Raw genomic sequence first — 20,721 nt, 5'->3', positions numbered from 1 at the left:
CACCCGCGCATGCGGCACACCGTGGTGGAACGCGAACTGGAGCTGCGGCTCATCCTGTCGCCCGAGCGCGGCATCCCGGTCCCGGCCCGGCTCAGCTTCCGGACCGGCGACCCCTACGCCGTCCACATCGCCTTCCACACCGACACCGACCACCCCGTCGGCTGGACCTTCGCCCGCACCCTGCCGGTGGAGGGGGTGTTCCGGCCGTGCGGGCAGGGGGACGTGCGGGTCTGGCCGAGCCGGGCCGAGGGACGCGCCGTCGTCCTGCTGGCGCTCAGCTCATCCGACGGCGACGCCCTGCTTCAGGCGCCCGCCGCCCCGGTCTCGGCCTGGCTGGAGCGGACGCTGCGGGTGGTGCCCCCGGGGACCGAGGGCCCCCGGCTCGGTCGACGACGCGCTGGAGCAGCTGCTCGCCCGGTGACGCCCGGCCGCGGGGGCCGGCCGGGGGGTCAGAACAGCTTGCCGGGGTTGAGGATGCCCAGCGGGTCGAAGACCTGCTTGACGGCCCGCTGCATCTCCAGGCCCACGGGGCCGATCTCCCGTGCCAGCCACTCCTTCTTCAGCACGCCCACCCCGTGCTCGCCGGTGATGGTGCCGCCCAGTTCCAGACCGAGGGCCATGATCTCGTCGAAGGACTGCCGGGCGCGCCGCGACTCCTCCGGGTCCCCGGCGTCGAAGCAGACGGTGGGGTGCGTGTTGCCGTCGCCCGCGTGGGCGCAGACGCCGATGGTGAGCCGGTGACGTGCGGCGATCCGCTCGACGCCCTCCAGCATCTCGCCGAGCCGGGAGCGGGGCACGCACACGTCGTCGATCATCGTGGTGCCCTTGACCGCCTCCAGCGCGGTCAGGGCCAGCCGCCGCGCCTGGAGCAGCAGCTCGGACTCGGCGGCGTCCGCGGCCGGGACCACCTGGGTGGCACCGGCCTCCTCGCACAGCGCGCCGACGGCGGCGAGGTCGGCCGCCGGGTCGGGCGTGTCGAAGGCGGCCAGCAGCAGCGCCCCGGTGCTCTCCGGCAGGCCCATCCGGGCCAGGTCGTTGACCGCCTTGACCGTCGTACGGTCCATCAGTTCGAGGAGGGAGGGGACGTGACCGCCCGCCATGATCCGGCACACGGCGTCGCAGGCGGCGGTCGCCGAGCCGAACTCGGCGGCCAGCACCAGCTGCCGCGGCGGCTTGGGCCGCAGGGCGAGCACGGCCCGCACGACGACCCCGAGCGAGCCCTCGGAGCCGACGAAGAGGCGGGTGAGGTCGTAGCCGGCGACGCCCTTGGCGGTGCGCCGCCCGGTGGTCAGCAGGCGGCCGTCGGCGAGGACGACGTCCAGACCGAGGACGTACTCGGCCGTGACCCCGTACTTCACGCAGCACAGGCCGCCCGAGGCGGTGCCGATGTTGCCGCCGATGGTGCACGTCTCCCAGCTGGAGGGGTCCGGCGGGTACGCCAGGCCGTGCTCGCCGACCGCGCGGGACAGGACGGCGTTGACGACACCCGGTTCGACGACGGCGACCCGGTCGACCGGGTTGATCTCCAGGATGCGGTCCATCCGGGTCAGGGACAGCACGATGCAGCCGTCGGTGGCGTTGGCGCCGCCGGACAGGCCGGTGCGGGCGCCCTGCGGGACGACCGGGACGCGCAGCTCGGTGGCGGTGCGCATGACGTGCTGCACCTCTTCGACCGTGCGCGGCAGCACGACCACGGCCGGTACGCCGGCCGGGCAGAAGCTCGCCATGTCGCCGGCGTAGGAGGCGGTGACGTCGGGATCGGTGAGGACGGCCCCCGACGGCAGACCCGCCAGAAGCCGGTCGGTGAGGGTGCCCGGGACAGCGTCGGCTGCGGCGTCGATACGGCTCATGATCACAGCGTCGCACCGGGGGCCATCGGTGTGAACCCCGGCGGCCCCGGCCTTCGGCTGCCGGGGTGAGGTAGTCGTACTGGGCACAGTGAACGCCATGGCGAACCGACACTCCGGACCGGGTACGTCCCTGCCGCCCCCGCTCCCGCACCGGCACCGCCGCCCCCGGTGGCTGCGGCGCGCGCTGGTGGTGGCGGTGGCGGGCGGCGCCGCGGCGGGCGGGGCGCTGGCGCTGCTGCCGCCCGCGCCGCCCGCCGCCGCTCCCCCGCCGGCGGCCGGACCGCAGCACCGGGCGCCGGCCGCGGGCAGGCCGGCGGCGCCGCCCGGCCTGACGGCGCTGATCGCGCGGCAGGAGAGCCTGGTGCACGCGCGGCCGCGGGACGCGCACGCCTGGGCCGTGCTGGGCACCGCCTACGTCGAGCGGGGGCGGCGCACCGCCGACGCGGTCAGCTTCCCGAAGGCCGAACGGGCGCTGCGGACCTCGCTGGCGGTGCGGGGCCGCACCACCGAGGCGCTGGACGGGCTGACCGCGCTGGCGAACGCGCGCCGGGACTTCCCCGCCGCCAAGCGCTGGGGCGAGGAGGCGCTGAAGCTCGCGCCGAAGCGGTGGGCGGCGTACCCGCCGCTGATCGACGCCTACACCGGGCTCGGCGACTACCAGGCGGCCCGGCGGACGCTGGACACGCTGATGGGACTGCACGCCGGTGGCGCCGCGCGGCCTGCGGTGATGGCGCGGGCCGCGGCCGTCTACCGCGACCGGGGCTGGCGCGAGGACGCGACGGCGCAGCTCACCGACGCCGCGGCGGCCGCCGGCTCCCCCGCCGAACAGGCCGGTTACCTGGCCGGGGTGGGGCAGCTGGCCTGGGAGCGCGGTGACCGGGAGGACGCGCTGCGCCACTTCGAGGCCGCCGCGCGCCTCGACCCCGGCCTGGCGGCCGCGGCGGCCGGGCAGGGGCGGGCGCTGGCCGCCCTGGGCCGCACCGCCCGGGCGCTGACCGCCTACCAGCGGGCCGTGGCCCGGCAGCCCAGGGCGCAGGACCTGCTGGAGCTGGGCGAGCTGTACGAGTCGCTGGGCATGCGGCGGCAGGCCGAGGAGCAGTACCGCCTGATGACGGGCCGGGTGGCGGAGGCGACGGCGGCCGGGGTCGACGAGGAGCTGCTGATCGGGCAGTACGAGGCCGACCACGGCGACGCGCAGGACGCGGTGCGGCGGCTGCGGGCGGAGTGGGAGCGCCAGCCCGGCATCGAGGTGGCCGACGCGCTGGGCTGGGCGCTGCACCGCGCCGGAGACGACGCGGAGGCCCTCACCTTCGCCTCGACCGCGACGGACAAGACCAAGGGCGGCGGGGTGCGCAGCGCGCTGTACGCCTTCCACCGGGGCATGATCGAGGGCGACCTGGAGCTGTACGGGCCGGCCCGCCGCCATCTCCAGGACGCCCTGCGGATCAACCCGTACTTCTGCCCCCTGCGCGCCCCCATGGCCCGGGCGGCGCTGGACAGCCTGGGCGAGCCGTCCGAGGAGCCCCCGGAGGAGCTGCTGCCCGAGCCGTAGCCGCCGCGCCGGCCGGGCCAGGGCCGCGCCCGGTCGGGCTACAGGTTGCCGCGCCTGTCCTGCTCGCGCTCGATGGCCTCGAACAGGGCCTTGAAGTTGCCCTTGCCGAAGCCCATGGAGCCGTGCCGCTCGATGAGTTCGAAGAACACCGTGGGGCGGTCCTGGACCGGCTTGGTGAAGATCTGCAGCAGGTAGCCGTCCTCGTCGCGGTCGGCGAGGATCTTCAGCTCGCGCAGGGTGTCGACCGGGACGCGGGTGTCGCCGACCCACTCGCCGAGGGTGTCGTAGTAGGAGTCCGGGGTGTCGAGGAACTGCACCCCGGCCGCCCGCATCGTCCGTACCGTCTGCACGATGTCGTTGGTGGCGAGCGCGATGTGCTGGACGCCGGCGCCGCCGTAGAACTCCAGGTACTCGTCGATCTGGGACTTCTTCTTGGCGACGGCGGGCTCGTTGATCGGGAACTTGACCTTGAGGGTGCCGTCCGCGACCACCTTCGACATCAGCGCGCTGTACTCGGTGGCGATGTCGTCGCCCACGAACTCCTTCATGTTCGTGAAACCCATGACCGTGTTGTAGAACCGCACCCACTCGTTCATCCGGCCGAGTTCGACGTTGCCCACGCAGTGGTCGACGGCCTGGAAGGTGCGCCGGGCGGGCGGTTCCACGATCGGCCGCGCGGCGACGAAGCCGGGCAGGTAGGGCCCGTCGTAGCCGGAGCGGTCGACGAGGGTGTGGCGGGTCGTGCCGTAGGTGGCGATCGCGGCGAGGACCACCGTGCCGTGCTCGTCCTTCACCTCGTACGGCTCGGCCACCGAGCGGGCGCCGTGCTCGACGGCGTAGGCGTGGGCGCGACGGGCGTCCGGGACCTCGATGGCGAGGTCGATCACGCCGTCGCCGTGCTCGGCCACGTGCCCGGCGAGGAAGTGGCCCCACTCGGTGGCGGGCTTGATCACCGAGGTGAACACGAAGCGGGCGGAGCCGTTCTCCAGGACGTACGAGGCGGTCTCGCGGCTGCCGTTCTCCGGTCCGGAGTAGGCGACGAGCCGCATGCCGAAGGCGGTGGAGTAGTAGTGCGCCGCCTGCTTGGCGTTGCCCACGGCGAAGACGACCGCGTCCATTCCCTTGACCGGGAAGGGATCGGCCTGCCGGGCGGTGTCGGGGGTGCGGTCTGTGTGCGAAGAAGTCACGGCCATAGCCAGAGGGTGGCCCCGCCCTGCAAGGTGCGCAATAGTTTGCGCATCCGCTGGACAACGTGCCCATCCAAACGGCCGGTCGGGCGGACTTCTGCGTACAGGATGACCACTCGGGAGGCGGGCGTGGCGATCGATCATCTGGACGGGCGGATCATCCTGCTGCTGGCACGGGAGCCGCGCATCGGGGTGCTGGAGATGTCCCGGCGGCTGGGGGTGGCGCGGGGGACGGTGCAGGCGCGGCTGGACCGGCTTCAGTCGAACGGCGTCATCCGCGGATTCGGTCCGCAGGTCGACCCGGCCGCCCTCGGCTACCCGGTGACCGCGTTCGCCACGCTGGAGATCCGGCAGGGCCAAGGGGCCGACGTCCGGGCGCACTTGGCGACCGTCCCGGAGGTGCTGGAGCTGCACACCACCACCGGCCGCGGGGACATGCTGTGCCGGCTGGTGGCCCGCTCGAACGCCGATCTCCAGCGGGTGATCGACCGGGTCGTCGGTTTTGATGGCATCGTGCGGGCCGCCACCGCGATCGTGATGGAGAACCCCGTTCCGCTGCGGATCATCCCGCTGGTGGAGCAGGCGGCCGAGGACGCGCGGAGCTAGGGCCTGTCGTTCGGGAGGCGGTGAGGACGCGTGACCTTCTGGGCCTACCTGGGCAGCCGCCACCAGCAGCTGCTCACGGACGCCTACCAGCACGCCAGTGCGGTCTTCCAGTGCACGGTCGTGGCGACCGCCCTGGGCGTGCTGATCGGTGTGCTCACCTACCGCAGCCAGTGGGCGGGCAACCTCGCCACCCTCACCACCTCCACCATCCTCACGGTGCCCTCGCTGGCCATGATCGGTCTGCTGATCCCGGTGGTGGGCCTGGGCGTGGCGCCGACCGTGATCGCGCTGACGCTGTACGGGCTGCTGCCGGTGGTGCGCAACGCGATCGTGGGCCTGCGCGGCGTGGACCCGGCCCTGGTGGACGCGGCCCGGGGCATCGGCATGTCCCGGCCCGCCCGGCTGCTGCGGGTCGAGCTGCCGCTGGCCTGGCCGCCGATCCTGACCGGCATCCGGATCGCCACCCAGATGCTGATGGGCATCGCCGCCATCGCCGCCTACGCCTCCGGACCCGGCCTGGGCAACGAGATCTTCCGCGGCCTCGGCTCGCTGGGCAGCAGGAACGCCCTGAACCAGGTGCTGGCGGGCACGCTCGGGATCATCGTCCTGGCCCTGCTGTTCGACGCCGCGTACGTCCTGCTCGGGCGGCTGACCATTCCCAGGGGGATCCGTGCGTGAGCCTTCCGGGCCCGGGGCGGGGCGTCCGTGAACGGGGCGCCGGGGAACGGGAGGTCCGGGAGCGGGGCGTCCGGTGGCGGAGTGTCCGGGGGCGGGGCGTCGGTCGCGGGGGCGGCGATCGAGCTGGAGAACCTGACCAAGCGGTACCCGGGCAACCCGCAGCCCGCCGTCGACAACGTCAGCCTGGAGATCCGGGCGGGCGAGACGGTGATCTTCGTCGGACCGTCCGGCTGCGGGAAGTCCACCACCCTGAAGATGATCAACCGGCTGATCGAACCGACCGGCGGCCGCATTCGCATCGGCGGCGAGGACGTCACCGACATGGACCCGGTGAAGCTGCGCCGGAAGGTCGGGTACGCCATCCAGTCCTCCGGTCTCTTCCCGCACATGACGGTGGCCCAGAACATCGCCCTGGTGCCGAAGATGCTCGGCTGGTCCGCCTCCCGCGTCCGCGACCGGGTGACGGAGATGCTGGACCTCGTCGGCCTGGACCCGGGCGAGTTCCACGGCCGCTACCCGCGCGGGCTCTCCGGCGGCCAGCAGCAGCGCGTCGGCGTGGCGCGGGCGCTGGCCGCCGATCCGCCGGTGCTGCTGATGGACGAGCCGTTCGGCGCGGTCGACCCGATCACCCGCGACCACCTCCAGGACGAGCTGATCCGGCTCCAGCGCGAACTGCGCAAGACGATCGTCTTCGTCACCCACGACTTCGACGAGGCGATCAAGCTGGGCGACCGGATCGCGGTCCTGCGAGAGCGCTCGCACATCGCCCAGTTCGACACCCCGGAGGCCATCCTCACCAACCCGGCGGACGACTTCGTCTCCGGCTTCGTCGGCGCCGGGGCGGCCCTGAAGCGGCTGAACCTGAGCCGGGTGCGGGACGTGGAGATCACCGACTACCCGACCGTGACCGTGGAGACGCCGCTCCAGCAGATCTTCAACCGGCTGCGCGGCGGCGGCGCCAGCGAACTCCTGATGCTGGACCGGCGCGGCCGCCCCTACAAGTGGCTGCGGCGCGGTGACCTGATGCGGGCCAGGGGCTCGCTGGCCCGCGCCGGCACCCTGGTGAGCGACACGGTGACCCGGGACGCGACGCTGCGGGACGCGCTGGAGGCGGTGCTCACCGACAACGCCGGGCGGGTCGCGGTGACCGGGCGGCGCGGGGAGTACATCGGTGTCGTCGACATGGAGACGCTGATGAACTCCGTGCACGAACTGCTGGAGGCCGACCGGCTGGAGGCCATGGAGGCCCAGCACGAACTGGAGGAGGCCCGCGTCCAGCAGACCCACTTCGACCAGGAGGGCCACGGAGCGGAGCCGAAGGCATGAACACTCCCCCGCTGTCCCGCCACCCCGCGGAGGAGCCCGGCTCCGAAGGAACCGGCCCCGGCGGGAGCGGCCCGGACGGAACCGGCCCCGCCGGAACCGGTTTCGCCGACGACGCCTCCGCCGACGGAGCCGGTCCGTCCGGCGAAGCCGGTCTCCCCGGTGACGACGGCGCCGTACGGGCGGCCCCGCCCCGCCGGCGTCCGCACGCGCGGCGGCTCACCTGGCAGCGGCTGACCGTCCTGCCCGCCCTCCTGGTGGCGCTGCTGCTGGCGACCTGGCTGTGGTTCGCGCAGGCGGACCTGGATCCGGTCTCCGCGAACGCGCTGTCGGGCGGCCAGGTCGGCAAGGCGCTGTGGCAGCAGGTGCGGCTGACGGCGATCTCCACCTTCTTCGTGCTGATCATCGCGATCCCGCTGGGCATCCTGCTGACCCGCCGGGCGTTCCGGAAGGCCGCCCCGCTGGCGATGACGGTCGCCAACATGGGCCAGGCGACCCCCGCGATCGGCCTCCTCGCCCTGCTGGTGATCTGGCTCGGCACCGGTACGAAGGCCGCCCTCATCGGCATCGTCGTCTACGCCGTGCTGCCGGTGCTGGCCAACACCATCGCCGGACTGAAGGCCAACGACCCGGCGCTGCTGGAGGCCGCCCGCGGCATCGGCATGTCCCCGCTCGGCGTGCTCGCCCGGGTCGAACTCCCCCTCGCCGTCCCGCTGATCCTGGCCGGCATCCGTACGGCCCTGGTCCTCAACGTCGGTACGGCGACCCTGGCGACCTTCGGCGGAGGCGGCGGCCTGGGCGTGCTGATCACCGCGGGCATCACCAACCAGCGCATGCCGGTGCTGGTGCTGGGTGCCGTCCTCACCATCGCCCTCGCGCTGCTGGTCGACTGGCTGGCCTCGCTGGCGGAGGTGCTGCTGCGGCCGCGGGGGCTGGAGGCGGGCACATGAGGCACCGCGTCCGGGCGCTGCTGGCCGCGCTGCTGGTCGTACCGGCCGGCTGCGGGCTGACCAGCGGTTCACCCATGGTGGACGACGTGCGGCCCGGCTCCATCGGCGCGGGCGAGCCGCTGCGGGGCGCGCACCTCACCGTCAGCTCCAAGTCCTTCACCGAGCAGCTGATCCTCGGCGCGATGATGGGCATCGCCTTCCAGGCGGCGGGCGCGGACGTGCTGGACCGGACCGGCATCCAGGGCTCCATCGGGACGCGGGAGGCGGTCAGGAGCGGGGACGTGGACGCGCTGTACGAGTACACGGGCACCGCGTGGATCACGTACCTCGGCCACAGCGACCCGATCAGCGACCCGCACGCGCAGTGGGAGGCGGTGCGCCGGGCCGACCTGGGCAACGGGCTGACCTGGCTGCCGGCCGCACGGCTGAACAACACCTACGCCCTCGCCCTGAACCAGGCCAATTTCCGCAGGTACGGGACGCGGACGCTGTCCGACGTGGCCGCGCTGGCGAAGAAGGACCCCGGTGCGGTGACGCTGTGCGTGGAGAGCGAGTTCGCCAACCGGGCCGACGGGCTGCCGGGCATGGAGAAGGCGTACGGCATGAGCCTGCCGGCGAGGAACATCACGCAGATGGACACCGGCATCATCTACACCCAGGTCGCCAAGGGCAGCTGCACCTACGGCGAGGTCTTCACCACGGACGGGCGGATCAGGTCGATGAACCTGGTGGTGATGGAGGACGACAAGAAGTTCTTCCCCAACTACAACGTGGCCCCCGTGATCAACAGCGAGGCCCTGAAGAAGTGGCCGGCCATCGCCGCCGTCCTCGACCCGGTCACCCGCAGGCTGGACAACACGGTGGCGCAGACGCTGAACGCCAGGGTGGACGTGGACGGCGAGGACCCGCACCAGGTGGCGCTGGACTGGATGAAGCAGCAGGGGTTCGTGAAGTAGCGCAGTACGTCTCAGCCCAGCGCTGCGTCTCAGCCCAGCGCTGCGTCTCAGCAGGACGGTACGGAGTGCTTCCCGGCGCTCAGGGCGGTCAGGGCGTTCACCGCGCCCTTCAGCGTGGTCACCGGCACCAGCCGCAGGCCCTTCGGCAGGTCCGGCTTGGCGGCGGCGCACTCGGCCTTCGGCACCAGGAACACGGTCGCCCCGTCCCGGCGGGCCGCCTGCGTCTTCAGGGCCACCCCGCCGACCGCGCCCACCGACCCGTCGGCGGTGATGGTCCCGGTCCCGGCGACGGTCCGGCCGCCGGTGAGGTCGCCGCCGCTGCCGTCGCCGTCCAGCTTGTCGATGATGCCCAGCGTGAACAGCAGCCCGGCGCTGGGGCCGCCGACGTCGGCGAGCTTCAGCGTGACCTTGACCTTGCGGTCGCTCAGGCCCAGGTAGGTGAGCGCGGCCTGGCTGGCGGCGTCCTGGGACTGCCGCATCTGCTCGGCGTTGTGCTGCTCGATCTCCTTGATGTCGCCGCCGCCCGGGTAGACGGAGTCGCGGGGCATGACGGCCCGGTCGGTGCGGAACCAGTTGCCGATCACGTCCCCGAGCGAGACGTGCGTGTCCGGCGCGGTCGCCTCGATGGTCGTCATCCGCAGCTGCCCGCTCGTCCCGCGGGTCGGCGCGCCGGAGATGGTGATCACCGGCGTGTCCTTGTTCTCCCCGAGCACGTTCGCCGTCATCCCCGGCTGGGCCACCGAGAACGGCAGGGGCACCGACACGGCCGTGGCGATCAGGGCCACGACGGGCACAGCGCAGACGGCGACGGCCTGGAGGCGCGTGAGACGAGAGAGCACGGAGTCAATCTAACGCGGCACGTCCGCGCGGCCACCGCCCGCCCGTCCGCGGCCACCGCCGCGGCGGGGCCTGCCGGGAGCCGGTGACCTCCCGGGTCAGCGCAGCGCTTCCGCGACCTCGCGGGCCGCGTCCACCACCCGCGGTCCCACCCGCTCCGGCACGGAGTCCGCGAGCATCACCACGCCCACACTGCCCTCCACGCCCGTCACCCCGACCAGCGGCGCCGCCGCCCCGCTGGCACCGGCCTCCAGCTCCCCGTGCGTCAGCGTGTACCCGGGGTCGGCCAGCGGCGACTGCCGCGCCGCCAGTATGGCCCGGCCCGCGGCCCCCCGGTCCAGCGGATGCCGGAAGCCCGCCCGGTAGGCCACGTGGTAGTCCGTCCAGGTCGGCTCGACCACCGCGACGGCCAGCGCCTCCGTACCGTCCACCAGCGTCAGGTGGGCGGTGGCCCCGATGTCCTCGGCCAGCGACCGCAGCGCGGGCAGCGCGGCCTCGCGCACCAGCGGGTGCACCTGCCGCCCCAGCCGCAGCACGCCCAGCCCGACCCGGGCACGCCCGCCCAGGTCACGTCGTACGAGCGCGTGCTGTTCCAGGGTGGCGAGCAGCCGGTAGACCACGGTCCGGTTGACGCCCAGTTTGCTGGACAGCTCGGTGACGGTCAGTCCGTGGTCGGTGTCGGCCAGCAGTTTGAGGACGCGCAGTCCCCGGTCGAGCGTCTGCGAGGTCTCCGCGGTCACGACGCCCACTCCTTAGGTGGTGAGGCCGGCGGCCACTGCGGCGGACGCGTCACCGGTCCCGTGGGCGACGCGCGTCAGAGGCCGCCGATCGGCAGGACGGCCCGGCGGCTCCGGGCTCGGTCGCTTCACGGCTGCGCTCCGCGGCGGCGCTGCCACGGGGCGTGTGCGTAGCGGGACAGTAGCGAAGCCGGTTCGCTGAGCGGAAGCCTCCGTCCAGAATCCGGGCAGTGCCCGGTACGGAGTCCGGCTGTTTGTCCGGAGAAGTACGGTGCCGGAAGGGCCTCACCAGCGGCTGCCGGGCGGGTCACCGCATCCGGGTGGCCCACTCCTGCATCTTGGCGATCCGCTGCCGCAGCTGCCCGGCCGTGGCCTCGGCGCTCGGCGGGCCCCCGCACACGCGGCGCAGCTCGGTGTGGATGACCCCGTGCGGCTTGCCGCTCTGGTGGACGTAGGCGCTCACCATCGTGTTGAGCTGTTTGCGCAGCTCCATCATCTCCTTGTGGGAGACCACCGGACGCCGCTCGGCGGGCAGCTCGAGCAGGTCGGCCTCGCTGTCCGGCTTCCTGCGGCTGTGCGCGATCTGCCGGGCCTGCCGCTTCTGCAGCAGCAGCTGCACCTGGTCGGGCTCGAGCAGCCCGGGGATGCCGAGGTAGTCCTGCTCCTCCTCGCTGCCGGGGTGGGCCTGCATGCCGAACTCGGCGCCGTCGTAGAGCACCCGGTCGAAGACGGCCTCGGACTCCAGCGCCTCGAAGGCGAACTGCTCCTGCTCGCCGGTGTCCTCGTCCTGCTCCTTGTTCGCCTCGTCCATCTCCTTCTCGGACTCGGCGTACGGGTCCTCCTCGCCCTCCTTCTTCGGCTTGTCGAGGGCGTGGTCGCGCTCCACCTCCATCTCGTTGGCGAAGGTGAGCAGGTCCGGGACGGTCGGCAGGAAGACGGAGGCGGTCTCGCCGCGCCGCCGGGAGCGGACGAAACGGCCGACGGCCTGCGCGAAGAACAGGGGGGTGGAGATGGTGGTGGCGTACACGCCGACCGCGAGCCGGGGCACGTCGACGCCCTCGGACACCATGCGCACCGCGACCATCCAGCGGTCGTCGCTCGCGCTGAACTCGTCGATCCGCTTGGAGGCGCCCGCGTCGTCGGACAGCACCAGCGTGGCCCGGCTGCCGGTGATCTCCCGGATCAGCTTGGCGTAGGCGCGGGCGGACTCCTGGTCGGAGGCGATGACGAGGGCGCCCGCGTCCGGGATGGCCTTCCTGACCTCGGTCAGCCGCTGGTCGGCGGCGCGCAGCACGCTGGGCATCCAGTCGCCGCGCGGGTCGAGCGCGGTACGCCAGGCCTGGCTGACGGCGTCCTTGGTCATCGGCTCGCCGAGCCGGGCGGCGATCTCGTCGCCGGCCTTGGTGCGCCAGCGCATGTTGCCGCTGTAGGAGAGGAAGATGACCGGCCGGACGACGCCGTCGGCGAGCGCGGAACCGTACCCGTACGTGTAGTCGGCGGCGGACCGCCGGATCCCGTCGTTGCCCTCCTCGTACGTGACGAAGGGGATCGGGTTGGTGTCGGACCGGAACGGCGTACCGGTGAGCGCCAGGCGCCGGGTGGCCGGCTCGAACGCCTCCAGGCACGCCTCGCCCCACGACTTGCTGTCACCGGCGTGGTGGATCTCGTCCAGGATGACCAGTGTCTTGCGCTGCTCGACCCGGTTGCGGTGCAGCATGGGCCGCACCCCGACACCGGCGTACGTCACCGCCACGCCCTGGTAGTCCTTGCCGAGCGGGCCCGCGCTGTACTCGGGGTCCAGCTTGATCCCTATCCGGGCGGCCGCCTCGGCCCACTGCTTCTTCAGGTGCTCGGTGGGCGCCACCACGGTGATCTGCTGCACGACGTGGTGGTGCAGCAGCCACGAGGCGAGGGTCAGCGCGAAGGTCGTCTTGCCCGCGCCGGGCGTGGCGACCGCCAGGAAGTCACGCGGCTGCTCCTGGACGTACCGCTCCATCGCGCCCTGCTGCCAGGCGCGCAGCTTGCTGGCGGTGCCCCAGGGGGCGCGGCCCGGGAAGGCCGGGGAGAGGTGGTGGGAAGTGGCGCTGGAAGCAGTCATGGGGGTGGAAGCTGACGGCCCTCGGTCGAAGGTGGGGGCGGGCGACGGTCGGGCGGTAGTCACGGTCTCCGGGGGATCGGGGCTCGGGCGGCTCGGCTACGTATGACAACCGGGCCACCCTACCGGCGCCCCACCCGCCCGGGCGCCCGGACGCCACCGGTTCCACCGGGGGTGGGACCGAGGTCACAGTCGACGCGCCGGGGCCCACCGGATGCGCCTCCGTCCCCCCTCCGGCCGCGCTGGGCACCCCGCCGCACCCGCCGCTTCATGAACGCCGTGTGGCAGTCGCATTGCGGCCCCGGCGTTCCCCTTGAGCCCGCTCGGCCCGGCCCCCTACGGTCATGTCATCGAGTTCGGCACGACAGCGATCGCGCCCGACCCGGCCGTGTGCCCGAGTGGTTCAGGGACTCGCCTGCAAAGCGAGTTACGTGGGTTCGATTCCCGCCACGGCCTCTGACTGCCTGACCAGTCGAAAAGAAAGGGCGGCACCCCGAGCGGGTGCCGCCCTTTCGACCGCCGCGCCGGCATGGCCGTGTCATCGACCATCCTCATCAGGCGCATGACGGCACGCTCGGGGGCCCCGACGATGCGCAGCGCCGTGGCGGCCGTGTGCACCTGCCGCGACTCCTACGAGTAGTGATCACGATCCTTCCGGGAGCCGTCATGTCATCAGGTATGACGTATCCGCCGAGTGAAGACGTCTTCCAGGAGCCACCACGCGTGAAGGCACTGCACAGCATCGACCCGACGCTGCCGGACGACCTCCATCCCGAACAGGTCTGGTACACGTCCTACGGCTCCAACGTCCATGTGGACCGTCTCGGTCACTACATCCAGGGCGGCCGACCACCCGGAACGGCGAAGGTCTACCAAGGGTGCAGAGACCCGCGGATGCCTGCTCGCTCGATCCCGGTGGAGCTGCGCGGCACCATGTACTTCACGACCGAGTCGCCCGTGTGGGGTGGCGGTAGGGCGTTCTACGACCCGGCAGCAGCGGGCCGCGTTCTCGCCAGGGCACACCTGGTGACCGCAGGACAGTTCTCGGACATCGCGGCTCAGGAGATGTACCGGGAGCCGGGCGAGGGGATCGACCTCACCGAGGTCTTGACCCGTGGCACGGCGGCCTTGGGCGACGGGCGCTACGAGACGTTGGTATGCGCCGGCCAAGTGGACGGGCTACCGCTGCTGACCTTCACCGCCCCCTGGCAGTTGCACGATGTTCCGTGGAACCCCCCGTCAGCCGCGTACGTGCGCTACTTGGCGGCCGGGTTGCTCTCAGCGGGGGCGTGGGACGCGGAAGCAGTCGCTTCGTACGTCGCGGCCTGCCCGGGCGCAGCGGGCCACTGGTCGCACGAGGCGGTCGCGGGTCTGCTGCACAGCCACGACTGATCACGGACGGCCGTGACCTGCGGTCGGGGCGGGTCGGGGCGGGCAAGGTCAGAGGACTCCGCCGGGCTCGTCCTGGAAGAGGTCTGTCCAGTAGTGCGGGCCGGTGCCGGGGTCGGTGACCGTGGGGTCCAGGGCGGCGAGGGTGTGGATCATCGCCGCGGCCAGCTGGTCGTAGGCCCGGGTGGTCAGCTCGTGGCCGAGGTGGGCGTCGATGCTCCGCTCGTGGTGCAGGAGCCACAGGGTGAAGGCGAGGGTCGAGACGTCGGTGTTGAGCGGGTACAGGGCCGCCTCGGTCTCGCTGAAGTGGAGGACCGCGCCCGTTCTGCCGTCCACCACCAGGCTGTTGTCGCCGGCGAGGTGGCCGAGGCGTACCAGGTGGTCCGCGTGCGCGGGGAGGGCCGCGAGGGCGGCGAGGGCGTCGGAGGGATGGTCGTCGGCGCGTTCGGCGGTGACGTACTCGGTGAGGGTGGGCAGCGGTCCGTCGGTGTCCGCGTGGAAGAGGACCGCCCGCTGCGGCAGCCCCGTCTCGCGCAGGAAGCGGCGGGTCGGCTCGTGGGTGAGCGTGGCCGGGAAGTCGACGTCCTCGAAGCGGGCGACGCGGCCGGGACCGAACTCCTGCTCCAGCAAGCGGGCGGGCAGGTCCAGGGTGAGTCCGCGGGCCGTGCCGGGGCCCGCGGCCAGGGCGAGCGGGCGGATCAGCGCGGCGGCCTTCCAGTAGGGCGGGACCGCGCCACCCGTGCCCTCCTCGAAGAGGGCCAGGAGGCGGCGGGACGCCTCGGTGGCGGCCGTGCTGCCGTACCGGCCGGCGACGGCGGCGAACCGGCCCCGCAGCCCGGCCAGTTCCTCGGTGACCGCGGCGAAGCGCAGCAGGGTGTGCAGGGACGGGGCGAGCGGACGGGCGCCGGAGGGGTCGAAGAGGTAGGCGCTGGTGATCTCTCCCGTGGAGCCGTCGAGCAGGATCGACTCCCGGTCGGTGCCCACCGGGTTGAGCAGTTCGCCGATCACCAGCCGGTCCCGCAGTTCCTCGGCCAGGCGGCCGGGGCCGTCGGCGGCGGCCGCGACGGTGCGCAGGCCGGCCGTGCGCAGCGGCGAGAAGGTCAGCAACGCGCTGTCGGAGGGCAGACCGGGGCCGGTGAGCAGGCCGCGCGTCGGCGCGTGCGTGACATACCGGTCCAGCTCGGCCTCGGTCAGCGTGATCGCCGCGACACCGGCGTCGGTCGTGCTCATCGCTCCCCCGCGATCTTCGATGACAGTGACAGTGGTGGTGGCTCTGGTGGTGGCAGGGGCCATGTCCGGCGCGCGTCCGCCGGGTTCGGACCGGCGCTGTCCCACTGCTCGGAACAGTACGCCGCGCCACTGACATCGCCCGTCGAGGAGGACGCCGCGCGGAGCCGGTGCGTTGCGTCCCGGGGGCGGGGACGTCACGCGCGCGGGCTCAGGTGAAGTAGATGCCGCCGAGGACGACGGCCAGTGCGGCCAGGACGAACAGCAGCACCCACGGCAGCAGCTTGCCGGGGCCGGGCGCGGGCTCGTAGCGCGGTCCGTCCTGCGGGGTGCTCACTGCGCGGTCACCACGGCGGCCTGGGGCCGGATGGGCAGGCGGTTGACGGGGCGGCCGGTGGCGGCGCGCACCGCGGAGGCGATCGCCGCCGGCGAGGTCACCACCGGTACCGCGCTGACGGACTTGGCGCCGAAGGGCGCGACCACGTCCCGCTCCTCGACCAGCTTGACGATCCGGATGTCCGGGGCGTCCAGGGCGGTGGGGAGGGCGTACCCGGTGAGGTCGGGGTGGCGGACCAGGCCGCGCGGGGCGCGCAGGTTCTCGGTGAGCGCGATGCCCAGGCCCTGGGTGACGCCCGCCTCGATCCGGGCGACGAGCTGCGCCGGGTTCAGCACCCGGCCCACGTCCTGGGCGACGGCCAGCTCCACGACCCGGACCGAGCCGAGTTCGATGTCGACGTCCACCACCGCGCGCACCGCGCAGAACGCCAGGCCCACGAAGGCGTCGCCCTGGCCGGAGGCGTTCAGCGGCTCCGTGGGATGCGGGCGGCACTGGGCGGTGGCCCACAGCTCCTTGCCCTCCATCGCCTCGGTGACCGTGGTCGACAGCACCCCGTCGTACGACGTGATCTTGCCGTCGGTGATCTGGAGCAGCTCGGTGGACATGCCGAACTGGTGGGCGAGGGGCTGGAGCAGCTGGGTGCGGACCATCTTCGCCGCCCGCTCCACCGCGCCGCCGGAGACCCAGGTGTGCCGGCCGCGGCAGCCCGGGCCCGCGGGCGGCTGGTCGGTGTCGACGGGGGCGACGTGGACCTCGTCGATGCCGAGGGTGTCCTGGACGATCTGCCGGGCCAGCGTGGTGAAGCCCTGGCCGGTCTCCACGGCGGCGCACAGCACCGTCGCGATGCCGTCGTGGACCTTCACGGTGGCCGTGGACACCTCGTCGGCGCCCTCCGCGCCGAGCATGTGCACCATGCCGAGGCCGTAGCCGACGCCCCGGCGCACCGCGCCCGGCTCGCCCGCGCCCTCGGGGCCGCCGGGCAGCAGCCACTCGTCCTCGGGGGTGTCCTTGGGCAGCGCGGGGAGCGGGAAGTCCCGGACCGCCTGGAGCAGTTCGGCGACGGGGGCGGGGCAGGTCACGGTCTGTCCGATGGGCAGCACGTCCCCGGTGGCGAGGGCGTTGCGCAGGCGCAGTTCGGCCGGGTCGAGACCGAGCTTCTTGGCGAGCTTGTCCATCTGCGCCTCGTAGGCGGCGCACACCTGCATGGCGCCCTCGCCGCGCACGTGCCCGGAGGGCGGGTTGTTGGTGCGCACCGCCCAGCCCTCGATGAAGGCGTTCGGGACGACGTAGGGCCCGCAGGCGAAGGAGACGGCGGCGGCCAGCGCCTCGGCGGAGGTGTCGGCGTAGGCGCCCGCGTCGAGCAGGATCTGCGCCTCGACCTTCACCAGCCTGCCCTCGGCGTCCGCGTGGTGGCGGTAGCGCAGCAGGGTGGGGTGGCGGTGGACGTGGCCGAGGAAGGACTCCTCGCGGGTCGCGGTCAGCTTCACCGGGCAGCCGGTCTTCAGGGCGAGCAGGCCCAGCGGCAGCTGGAAGCCCTGGTCCTCCCGGTCGGCGGTGGCCCCGGGCACCCCGGTGACGACGATCTTCACCCGGTCGGGGGACAGGCCGAAGCAGGCGGCGGCGGTGTTGCGGTCGCTGTGCGGGTCGGTGGAGGCCAGGTACAGCTCCACGCCGCCGTCGGGGCGGGGCACCGCGAGGCCCGCCTCGGCGCCGATGGGGGCCGGGTCCTGGCGGCCGATGCGGTACAGGCCCTCGACGACGATCTCGCCCGCCGCGTCCGGGTCGCCGTGGCGCAGCGGGATGTGCCGGATCAGGTTGCCGTCCGGGTGCAGCGGTTCGGCCTCGAAGGCCAGCTCGGGATCGGTCACCGGGTCGAGCACCTCGTACTCGACGATGACGGCGGCCGCGGCCATCCGCGCGGTGTCCGGGTGGTCGGCGGCGACGGCGGCGATGGGCTCGCCGTGGTGGCGCACCACCTCGGCGGCGAACACCGGGCGGTCGGGCGTGCCGCGGCCGTAGCTCGGGGTGCCGGGGACGTCCTCGTGGGTGACGACGGCCCGTACGCCGGGCATCTCGCGCGCGTGGGTGGTGTCGATGGAGACGATGCGCGCGTGCGCGTGCGGGGAGCGCAGCACGGCCGCCCAGAGCAGCCCCTCGGCCCACAGGTCGGCCGCGTAGGGGAAGGTGCCCTCCGCCTTGGCGCGGGCGTCCGCGGGCGGCAGCGAGGCCCCGAGGCCGTGCGGCAGCGCCTCGGCGGCGGGGGGGGCTTCCGTCGCGGTGGTCGCGGTGGCGGCTTCGTTGCTCACGCCTGGCCTCCGTCCTGGCCGTAGTGCTGCTGCTCGTGGGGTGTGACGCCGAACGCCGACGGGTTGACGCCGCCGGCCCCGGGGCCCGCCTGGTGCGGGATGCGCGCCTCGTCGGCGTCGGTGTCGGCCTGCGCCGCGGTGTGCGCCTCGCGCTCGGCGACGACCTCCTTGACGGCGTCCAGGACGCCCCGGTAGCCCGAACAGCGGCACAGGTTGCCGCACAGGGCCTGGCGGGCCTCCATGTCGTTGGGCGCCGGGTTGCCCTCGAGCAGGTCGTGCACGGTCATCGCCATGCCGGGTACGCAGACGCCGCACTGCACCGCGCCGCACCTGGCGAGCGCCCGCTGCACGTCGGAGGGCTGTCCGTCGACGGCGAGCCCCTCCACGGTGCGGACCTCGCTGCCGGCCGCGGTGACGGCGGGGACCAGGCAGGAGGCGACCAGCCGCCCGTCCACCTGGACGTTGCAGGCCCCGCACTCGCCCTGCGAGCAGCCGTCCTTGGCGCCCGCGAGACCGAGGCGCTCGCGCAGCACGTACAGCAGCGACTCGCCGATCCAGGCGTCGGTCACGGGCCGGTCGGCGCCGTTGACGCGCAGCACGTAGGAGGCGAGGGGGTGGTCGTCGTGCGCCGGGAGCGCGGCGGCCGCCTCGTCGGCGGCCTGCTCGTCCTCCGCCTCGCCGGGCGCGCCGGCGGCGCCGGAGCCGGTGCCGTCCGGGCCGTCTGAGGCGTCCGGTGCGTCGGAGGGGTCTTCCGGGGCCGACGGGTCCGCCGGGTCGTGGGCGTCCGGTGTGCCGAACGCGTCGCCCGGGTCCGCGTCGTCGCCCGCGTCGGCCGTGTCCGGCGCTGTCGCGGCCTCCGGCGCCTGGGCGCGGGCCTCGGCAGGATCGAACCGTGCCGGGTCGTCAGCGGGGCGTTCAGCGGCCCCGGCGGCGGCCTCCGTGCCCGGCTCGGCTTCCGGCGCCGTCCGCGGCTCGCCGTCGCCGTGGGCCGGACCGGCGCCGCCGTGCGCGGTGTCGACACCGGGTGCCTGTTCCGGGGTGCCCAAGGGGTCGTGCTCGGCGGGGTGGACGGGGTGGGTGCCGGTGTGGCCGGCGGCGGGGTCGCCCAGGGGGGCGTGTCCGGGTGCCGGGGGCTGCGCGGGCTGGTCCCAGGGGCCCGGCGTCTCCGTCGCCCAGGGCGCCGAGGCGCCGCCGGGGAGGGTGGCCGGCGGGGTGCCGCCCCACTGCTCGACCAGCGCGGACGTGGTGAACTCGCCCGATTCGTCCGGGAGGTCACCACCGGCCACCGGGATGGACCACTGCCCGGTGACGTCGTGGCCGGGGGCCGGCGGGGCCGGGGGCTCCTCGAACGTCCACTGCTGGGTGGCGCCGGGGTGGTAGGCGAAGCGGTCGTCCGGCTCCTGGCGCGCCGCGCCCGGGTCGGGCCACCGGGTGCCCTCGGGCACCGCCCAGGTGCCGGTGGCCGCCGGGTCGGTGCCGGTCGCCGGACCGGCCGTTATCCGGGGCGGCACGTAGCCGTGGCCGGGCGCGGCGAGGGGGCTGTCACCGGACAGCAGGGCGTCGATGCCGCCCTCGGGGAGCTTGACGAACGCGGTGGCGCCGTCGTCGTAGTCGCCCTGGGGCAGCGGGTCCCAGCGGCCGCCGCCCTGGGGCGTGTCCTCTCCGTGCTGGTCGTCGGTCACGACAGCGCCCTCCCCAGTGCTCGTCGGGCCAGCGCGGCCACGGTACGCCGCAGGTGCAGTACGGCGGGCGGAAGCGGTGTGACGGAGCCGTCCGGTTCCGGTGCCGGGTCGGGGATGCAGGCCGCGGCGACGTACTCGCCGAAGGCGCCGAGGGCCTCCGGGACGAGCGCGCGATCGTTGTCCCAGTCGATGAGCCGGGCGACCCACTGCTCGGCGTCCAGCGGGCGCAGCGGCATCGGCGCTATGGCACCGACGGCGCACCGCACTCCGCGCCGGGCGGGGTCCAGGACCAGGGCCACGGAGGCCAGCGCGCGGCCCGGTCCGGTGCGCCCGGTCGCCTTGACGAAGACCTGGGGGGCGTGCAGCAGCGGCACGCGCACGTAGCCGATGAGTTCGCCGCCGCGCAGCATGTCCACGCCGGCCAGCAGGTGCGACACCGGGATCTCCCGGCGGGCTCCGCCGCGGCCCGCGATGATCAGCGTCGCCTCCAGGGCGGCCAGCACCGGCAGCGCGTCCCCGGTGGGTGCGGCCGTGGCGATGTTGCCGCCCAGGGTGCCGGCGTTGCGGATGTGCGGCGGGCCCGCGGCGCGGGCGGCGGCGGCCAGCGCCGGGATCAGGGCGGCGAAGTCGGGGCGGCCCATGCGGGCGTGGGTGAGTCCGGCACCGAGGAGCGCGTGGCCGTCCTGGTACTGCCAGCCGCGGATCTCGCTGATCCGGCCCAGTCCCACCAGGGCGGCGGGCCTGAGCTGTCCGGAGTTGACGGCCGTCATCAGATCGGTGCCGCCCGCGACGGGGACGGCGGTGGGCGTGGCGGCCAGGGCCTCCACCGCCTCGTCCAAGGTCGTGGGCAGCGTGACGGCCTGCGCCGCCTGCGGTGCGTGCGTGGTCAAACCGGCTGCCCCTTCCCGCTGCCCCACCTGGTCCCGCCTGTTGCGCCGTACGGTACGTGCTCACAGGGCGGGGGTGGCAACTCTGGCACATTCTCGCAAGACCCGGACGCGGGGGTCCG

Annotated in this window: 17 protein-coding genes, 1 tRNA gene and 1 pseudogene; 9 read left to right on the top strand and 10 right to left on the bottom strand. The window is 73.9% G+C overall.

What is annotated here, in order from left to right:
* The first annotated feature begins 9 nt into the window (after positions 1 to 9).
* Positions 10 to 421, top strand: a pseudogene (locus ACZ6CZ_RS00170) (SsgA family sporulation/cell division regulator).
* A gap of 28 nt (positions 422 to 449) precedes the next feature.
* On the opposite strand, the gene ACZ6CZ_RS00165 reads toward ACZ6CZ_RS00170, so the two are convergent.
* Positions 450 to 1,856, bottom strand: a complete 1,407-nt coding sequence (locus ACZ6CZ_RS00165) for an FAD-binding oxidoreductase (RefSeq protein ID WP_469012218.1) — start codon at positions 1,854 to 1,856, stop codon at positions 450 to 452.
* 91 nt (positions 1,857 to 1,947) lie between these two features.
* Here ACZ6CZ_RS00165 and ACZ6CZ_RS00160 point away from each other — a divergent pair, with 91 nt between their 5' ends.
* Positions 1,948 to 3,402, top strand: a complete 1,455-nt coding sequence (locus tag ACZ6CZ_RS00160) for a tetratricopeptide repeat protein (protein WP_469012216.1) — start codon at positions 1,948 to 1,950, stop codon at positions 3,400 to 3,402.
* Between the two features lie 38 nt (positions 3,403 to 3,440).
* On the opposite strand, the gene hppD is transcribed toward ACZ6CZ_RS00160, so the two are convergent.
* Positions 3,441 to 4,595 carry a 4-hydroxyphenylpyruvate dioxygenase gene (gene hppD, locus ACZ6CZ_RS00155; RefSeq protein WP_469012214.1) on the bottom strand — a complete coding sequence of 385 codons (1,155 nt, stop codon included), beginning with the start codon at positions 4,593 to 4,595 and terminating at the stop codon, positions 3,441 to 3,443.
* A 123-nt stretch (positions 4,596 to 4,718) separates the two neighbouring features.
* Between hppD and ACZ6CZ_RS00150 the strand changes: the two genes are divergently transcribed.
* The 5 genes from ACZ6CZ_RS00150 to ACZ6CZ_RS00130 all read left to right on the top strand — a co-directional run bounded on the left by ACZ6CZ_RS00150 (position 4,719) and on the right by ACZ6CZ_RS00130 (position 9,102).
* Complete coding sequence (locus ACZ6CZ_RS00150) at positions 4,719 to 5,195, top strand: Lrp/AsnC family transcriptional regulator (RefSeq protein WP_469012209.1); 477 nt, start codon at positions 4,719 to 4,721, stop codon at positions 5,193 to 5,195.
* Positions 5,196 to 5,225: 30 nt separating this feature from the next.
* The gene (locus tag ACZ6CZ_RS00145) at positions 5,226 to 5,873 is read left to right on the top strand and encodes an ABC transporter permease (protein ID WP_469012204.1); all 648 of its coding nucleotides are present in this window, start codon (positions 5,226 to 5,228) and stop codon (positions 5,871 to 5,873) included.
* Between the two features lie 81 nt (positions 5,874 to 5,954).
* A complete protein-coding gene (locus tag ACZ6CZ_RS00140) occupies positions 5,955 to 7,199 on the top strand; it encodes a betaine/proline/choline family ABC transporter ATP-binding protein (protein ID WP_469012198.1) in 1,245 nt (414 codons plus the stop codon).
* Positions 7,196 to 8,146 (top strand): ABC transporter permease, encoded by a 951-nt coding sequence (locus ACZ6CZ_RS00135; protein ID WP_469012193.1) that lies wholly within the window; start codon positions 7,196 to 7,198, stop codon positions 8,144 to 8,146. The genes ACZ6CZ_RS00140 and ACZ6CZ_RS00135 overlap by 4 nt, the downstream gene beginning before the upstream one ends.
* Entirely contained in the window at positions 8,143 to 9,102 is a 960-nt protein-coding gene (locus tag ACZ6CZ_RS00130) for a glycine betaine ABC transporter substrate-binding protein (RefSeq protein ID WP_469012190.1), read from the top strand. The genes ACZ6CZ_RS00135 and ACZ6CZ_RS00130 overlap by 4 nt, the downstream gene beginning before the upstream one ends.
* Positions 9,103 to 9,149: 47 nt before the next feature.
* Here the strand turns inward: ACZ6CZ_RS00130 and ACZ6CZ_RS00125 are convergent, their stop codons facing one another.
* The 3 genes from ACZ6CZ_RS00125 to ACZ6CZ_RS00115 form a co-directional block, all read right to left on the bottom strand.
* Positions 9,150 to 9,941: a S16 family serine protease gene (locus tag ACZ6CZ_RS00125; RefSeq protein WP_469012186.1), complete on the bottom strand. Its 792-nt coding sequence runs from the start codon at positions 9,939 to 9,941 to the stop codon at positions 9,150 to 9,152.
* A gap of 96 nt (positions 9,942 to 10,037) precedes the next feature.
* Positions 10,038 to 10,679 (bottom strand): IclR family transcriptional regulator, encoded by a 642-nt coding sequence (locus ACZ6CZ_RS00120; protein WP_469012181.1) that lies wholly within the window; start codon positions 10,677 to 10,679, stop codon positions 10,038 to 10,040.
* A gap of 304 nt (positions 10,680 to 10,983) precedes the next feature.
* Positions 10,984 to 12,774, bottom strand: a complete 1,791-nt coding sequence (locus ACZ6CZ_RS00115; RefSeq protein ID WP_469012174.1) for a DEAD/DEAH box helicase — start codon at positions 12,772 to 12,774, stop codon at positions 10,984 to 10,986.
* Positions 12,775 to 13,155: 381 nt separating this feature from the next.
* Between ACZ6CZ_RS00115 and ACZ6CZ_RS00110 the strand changes: the two genes are divergently transcribed.
* Both ACZ6CZ_RS00110 and ACZ6CZ_RS00105 read left to right on the top strand, forming a co-directional pair.
* A tRNA-Cys gene (locus ACZ6CZ_RS00110) sits at positions 13,156 to 13,227 on the top strand.
* 267 nt (positions 13,228 to 13,494) lie between these two features.
* Entirely contained in the window at positions 13,495 to 14,163 is a 669-nt protein-coding gene (locus ACZ6CZ_RS00105) for a histone deacetylase (protein WP_469012169.1), read from the top strand.
* A gap of 48 nt (positions 14,164 to 14,211) precedes the next feature.
* On the opposite strand, the gene ACZ6CZ_RS00100 is transcribed toward ACZ6CZ_RS00105, so the two are convergent.
* The 5 genes from ACZ6CZ_RS00100 to ACZ6CZ_RS00080 all read right to left on the bottom strand — a co-directional run bounded on the left by ACZ6CZ_RS00100 (position 14,212) and on the right by ACZ6CZ_RS00080 (position 20,602).
* The gene (locus tag ACZ6CZ_RS00100) at positions 14,212 to 15,390 is read right to left on the bottom strand and encodes an SUKH-4 family immunity protein (protein WP_469012165.1); all 1,179 of its coding nucleotides are present in this window, start codon (positions 15,388 to 15,390) and stop codon (positions 14,212 to 14,214) included.
* Positions 15,391 to 15,598: 208 nt separating this feature from the next.
* Positions 15,599 to 15,724, bottom strand: a complete 126-nt coding sequence (locus ACZ6CZ_RS00095; RefSeq protein ID WP_469012161.1) for a hypothetical protein — start codon at positions 15,722 to 15,724, stop codon at positions 15,599 to 15,601.
* Positions 15,721 to 18,030 carry a xanthine dehydrogenase family protein molybdopterin-binding subunit gene (locus ACZ6CZ_RS00090; RefSeq protein WP_469012157.1) on the bottom strand — a complete coding sequence of 770 codons (2,310 nt, stop codon included), beginning with the start codon at positions 18,028 to 18,030 and terminating at the stop codon, positions 15,721 to 15,723. The genes ACZ6CZ_RS00095 and ACZ6CZ_RS00090 overlap by 4 nt, the downstream gene beginning before the upstream one ends.
* Positions 18,027 to 19,712, bottom strand: coding sequence for a (2Fe-2S)-binding protein (locus tag ACZ6CZ_RS00085; RefSeq protein WP_469012154.1), 1,686 nt, complete (start codon positions 19,710 to 19,712; stop codon positions 18,027 to 18,029). The genes ACZ6CZ_RS00090 and ACZ6CZ_RS00085 overlap by 4 nt, the downstream gene beginning before the upstream one ends.
* Positions 19,709 to 20,602, bottom strand: coding sequence for an FAD binding domain-containing protein (locus tag ACZ6CZ_RS00080; protein WP_469012151.1), 894 nt, complete (start codon positions 20,600 to 20,602; stop codon positions 19,709 to 19,711). Before ACZ6CZ_RS00080 ends, ACZ6CZ_RS00085 begins: the two co-directional genes overlap by 4 nt.
* Positions 20,603 to 20,721: the final 119 nt, after the last annotated feature.

It is taken from the genome of Streptomyces sp. NPDC041135, from assembly GCF_055592085.1.
Note: the sequence above shows the minus strand (reverse complement) of the source record. Positions and strands in the feature narration are given on the sequence as shown.

Excerpts from the sequence above, each read along its gene's own strand:
- ACZ6CZ_RS00135 (WP_469012193.1), top strand. The coding sequence starts at position 7,196 with ATGAACACTCCCCCGCTGTCCCGCCACCCCGCGGAGGAGCCCGGCTCC.
- ACZ6CZ_RS00160 (WP_469012216.1), top strand. The coding sequence starts at position 1,948 with ATGGCGAACCGACACTCCGGACCGGGTACGTCCCTGCCGCCCCCGCTC.
- hppD (WP_469012214.1), bottom strand. The coding sequence starts at position 4,595 with ATGGCCGTGACTTCTTCGCACACAGACCGCACCCCCGACACCGCCCGG.
- ACZ6CZ_RS00115 (WP_469012174.1), bottom strand. The coding sequence starts at position 12,774 with ATGACTGCTTCCAGCGCCACTTCCCACCACCTCTCCCCGGCCTTCCCG.
- ACZ6CZ_RS00100 (WP_469012165.1), bottom strand. The coding sequence starts at position 15,390 with ATGAGCACGACCGACGCCGGTGTCGCGGCGATCACGCTGACCGAGGCC.
- ACZ6CZ_RS00130 (WP_469012190.1), top strand. The coding sequence starts at position 8,143 with ATGAGGCACCGCGTCCGGGCGCTGCTGGCCGCGCTGCTGGTCGTACCG.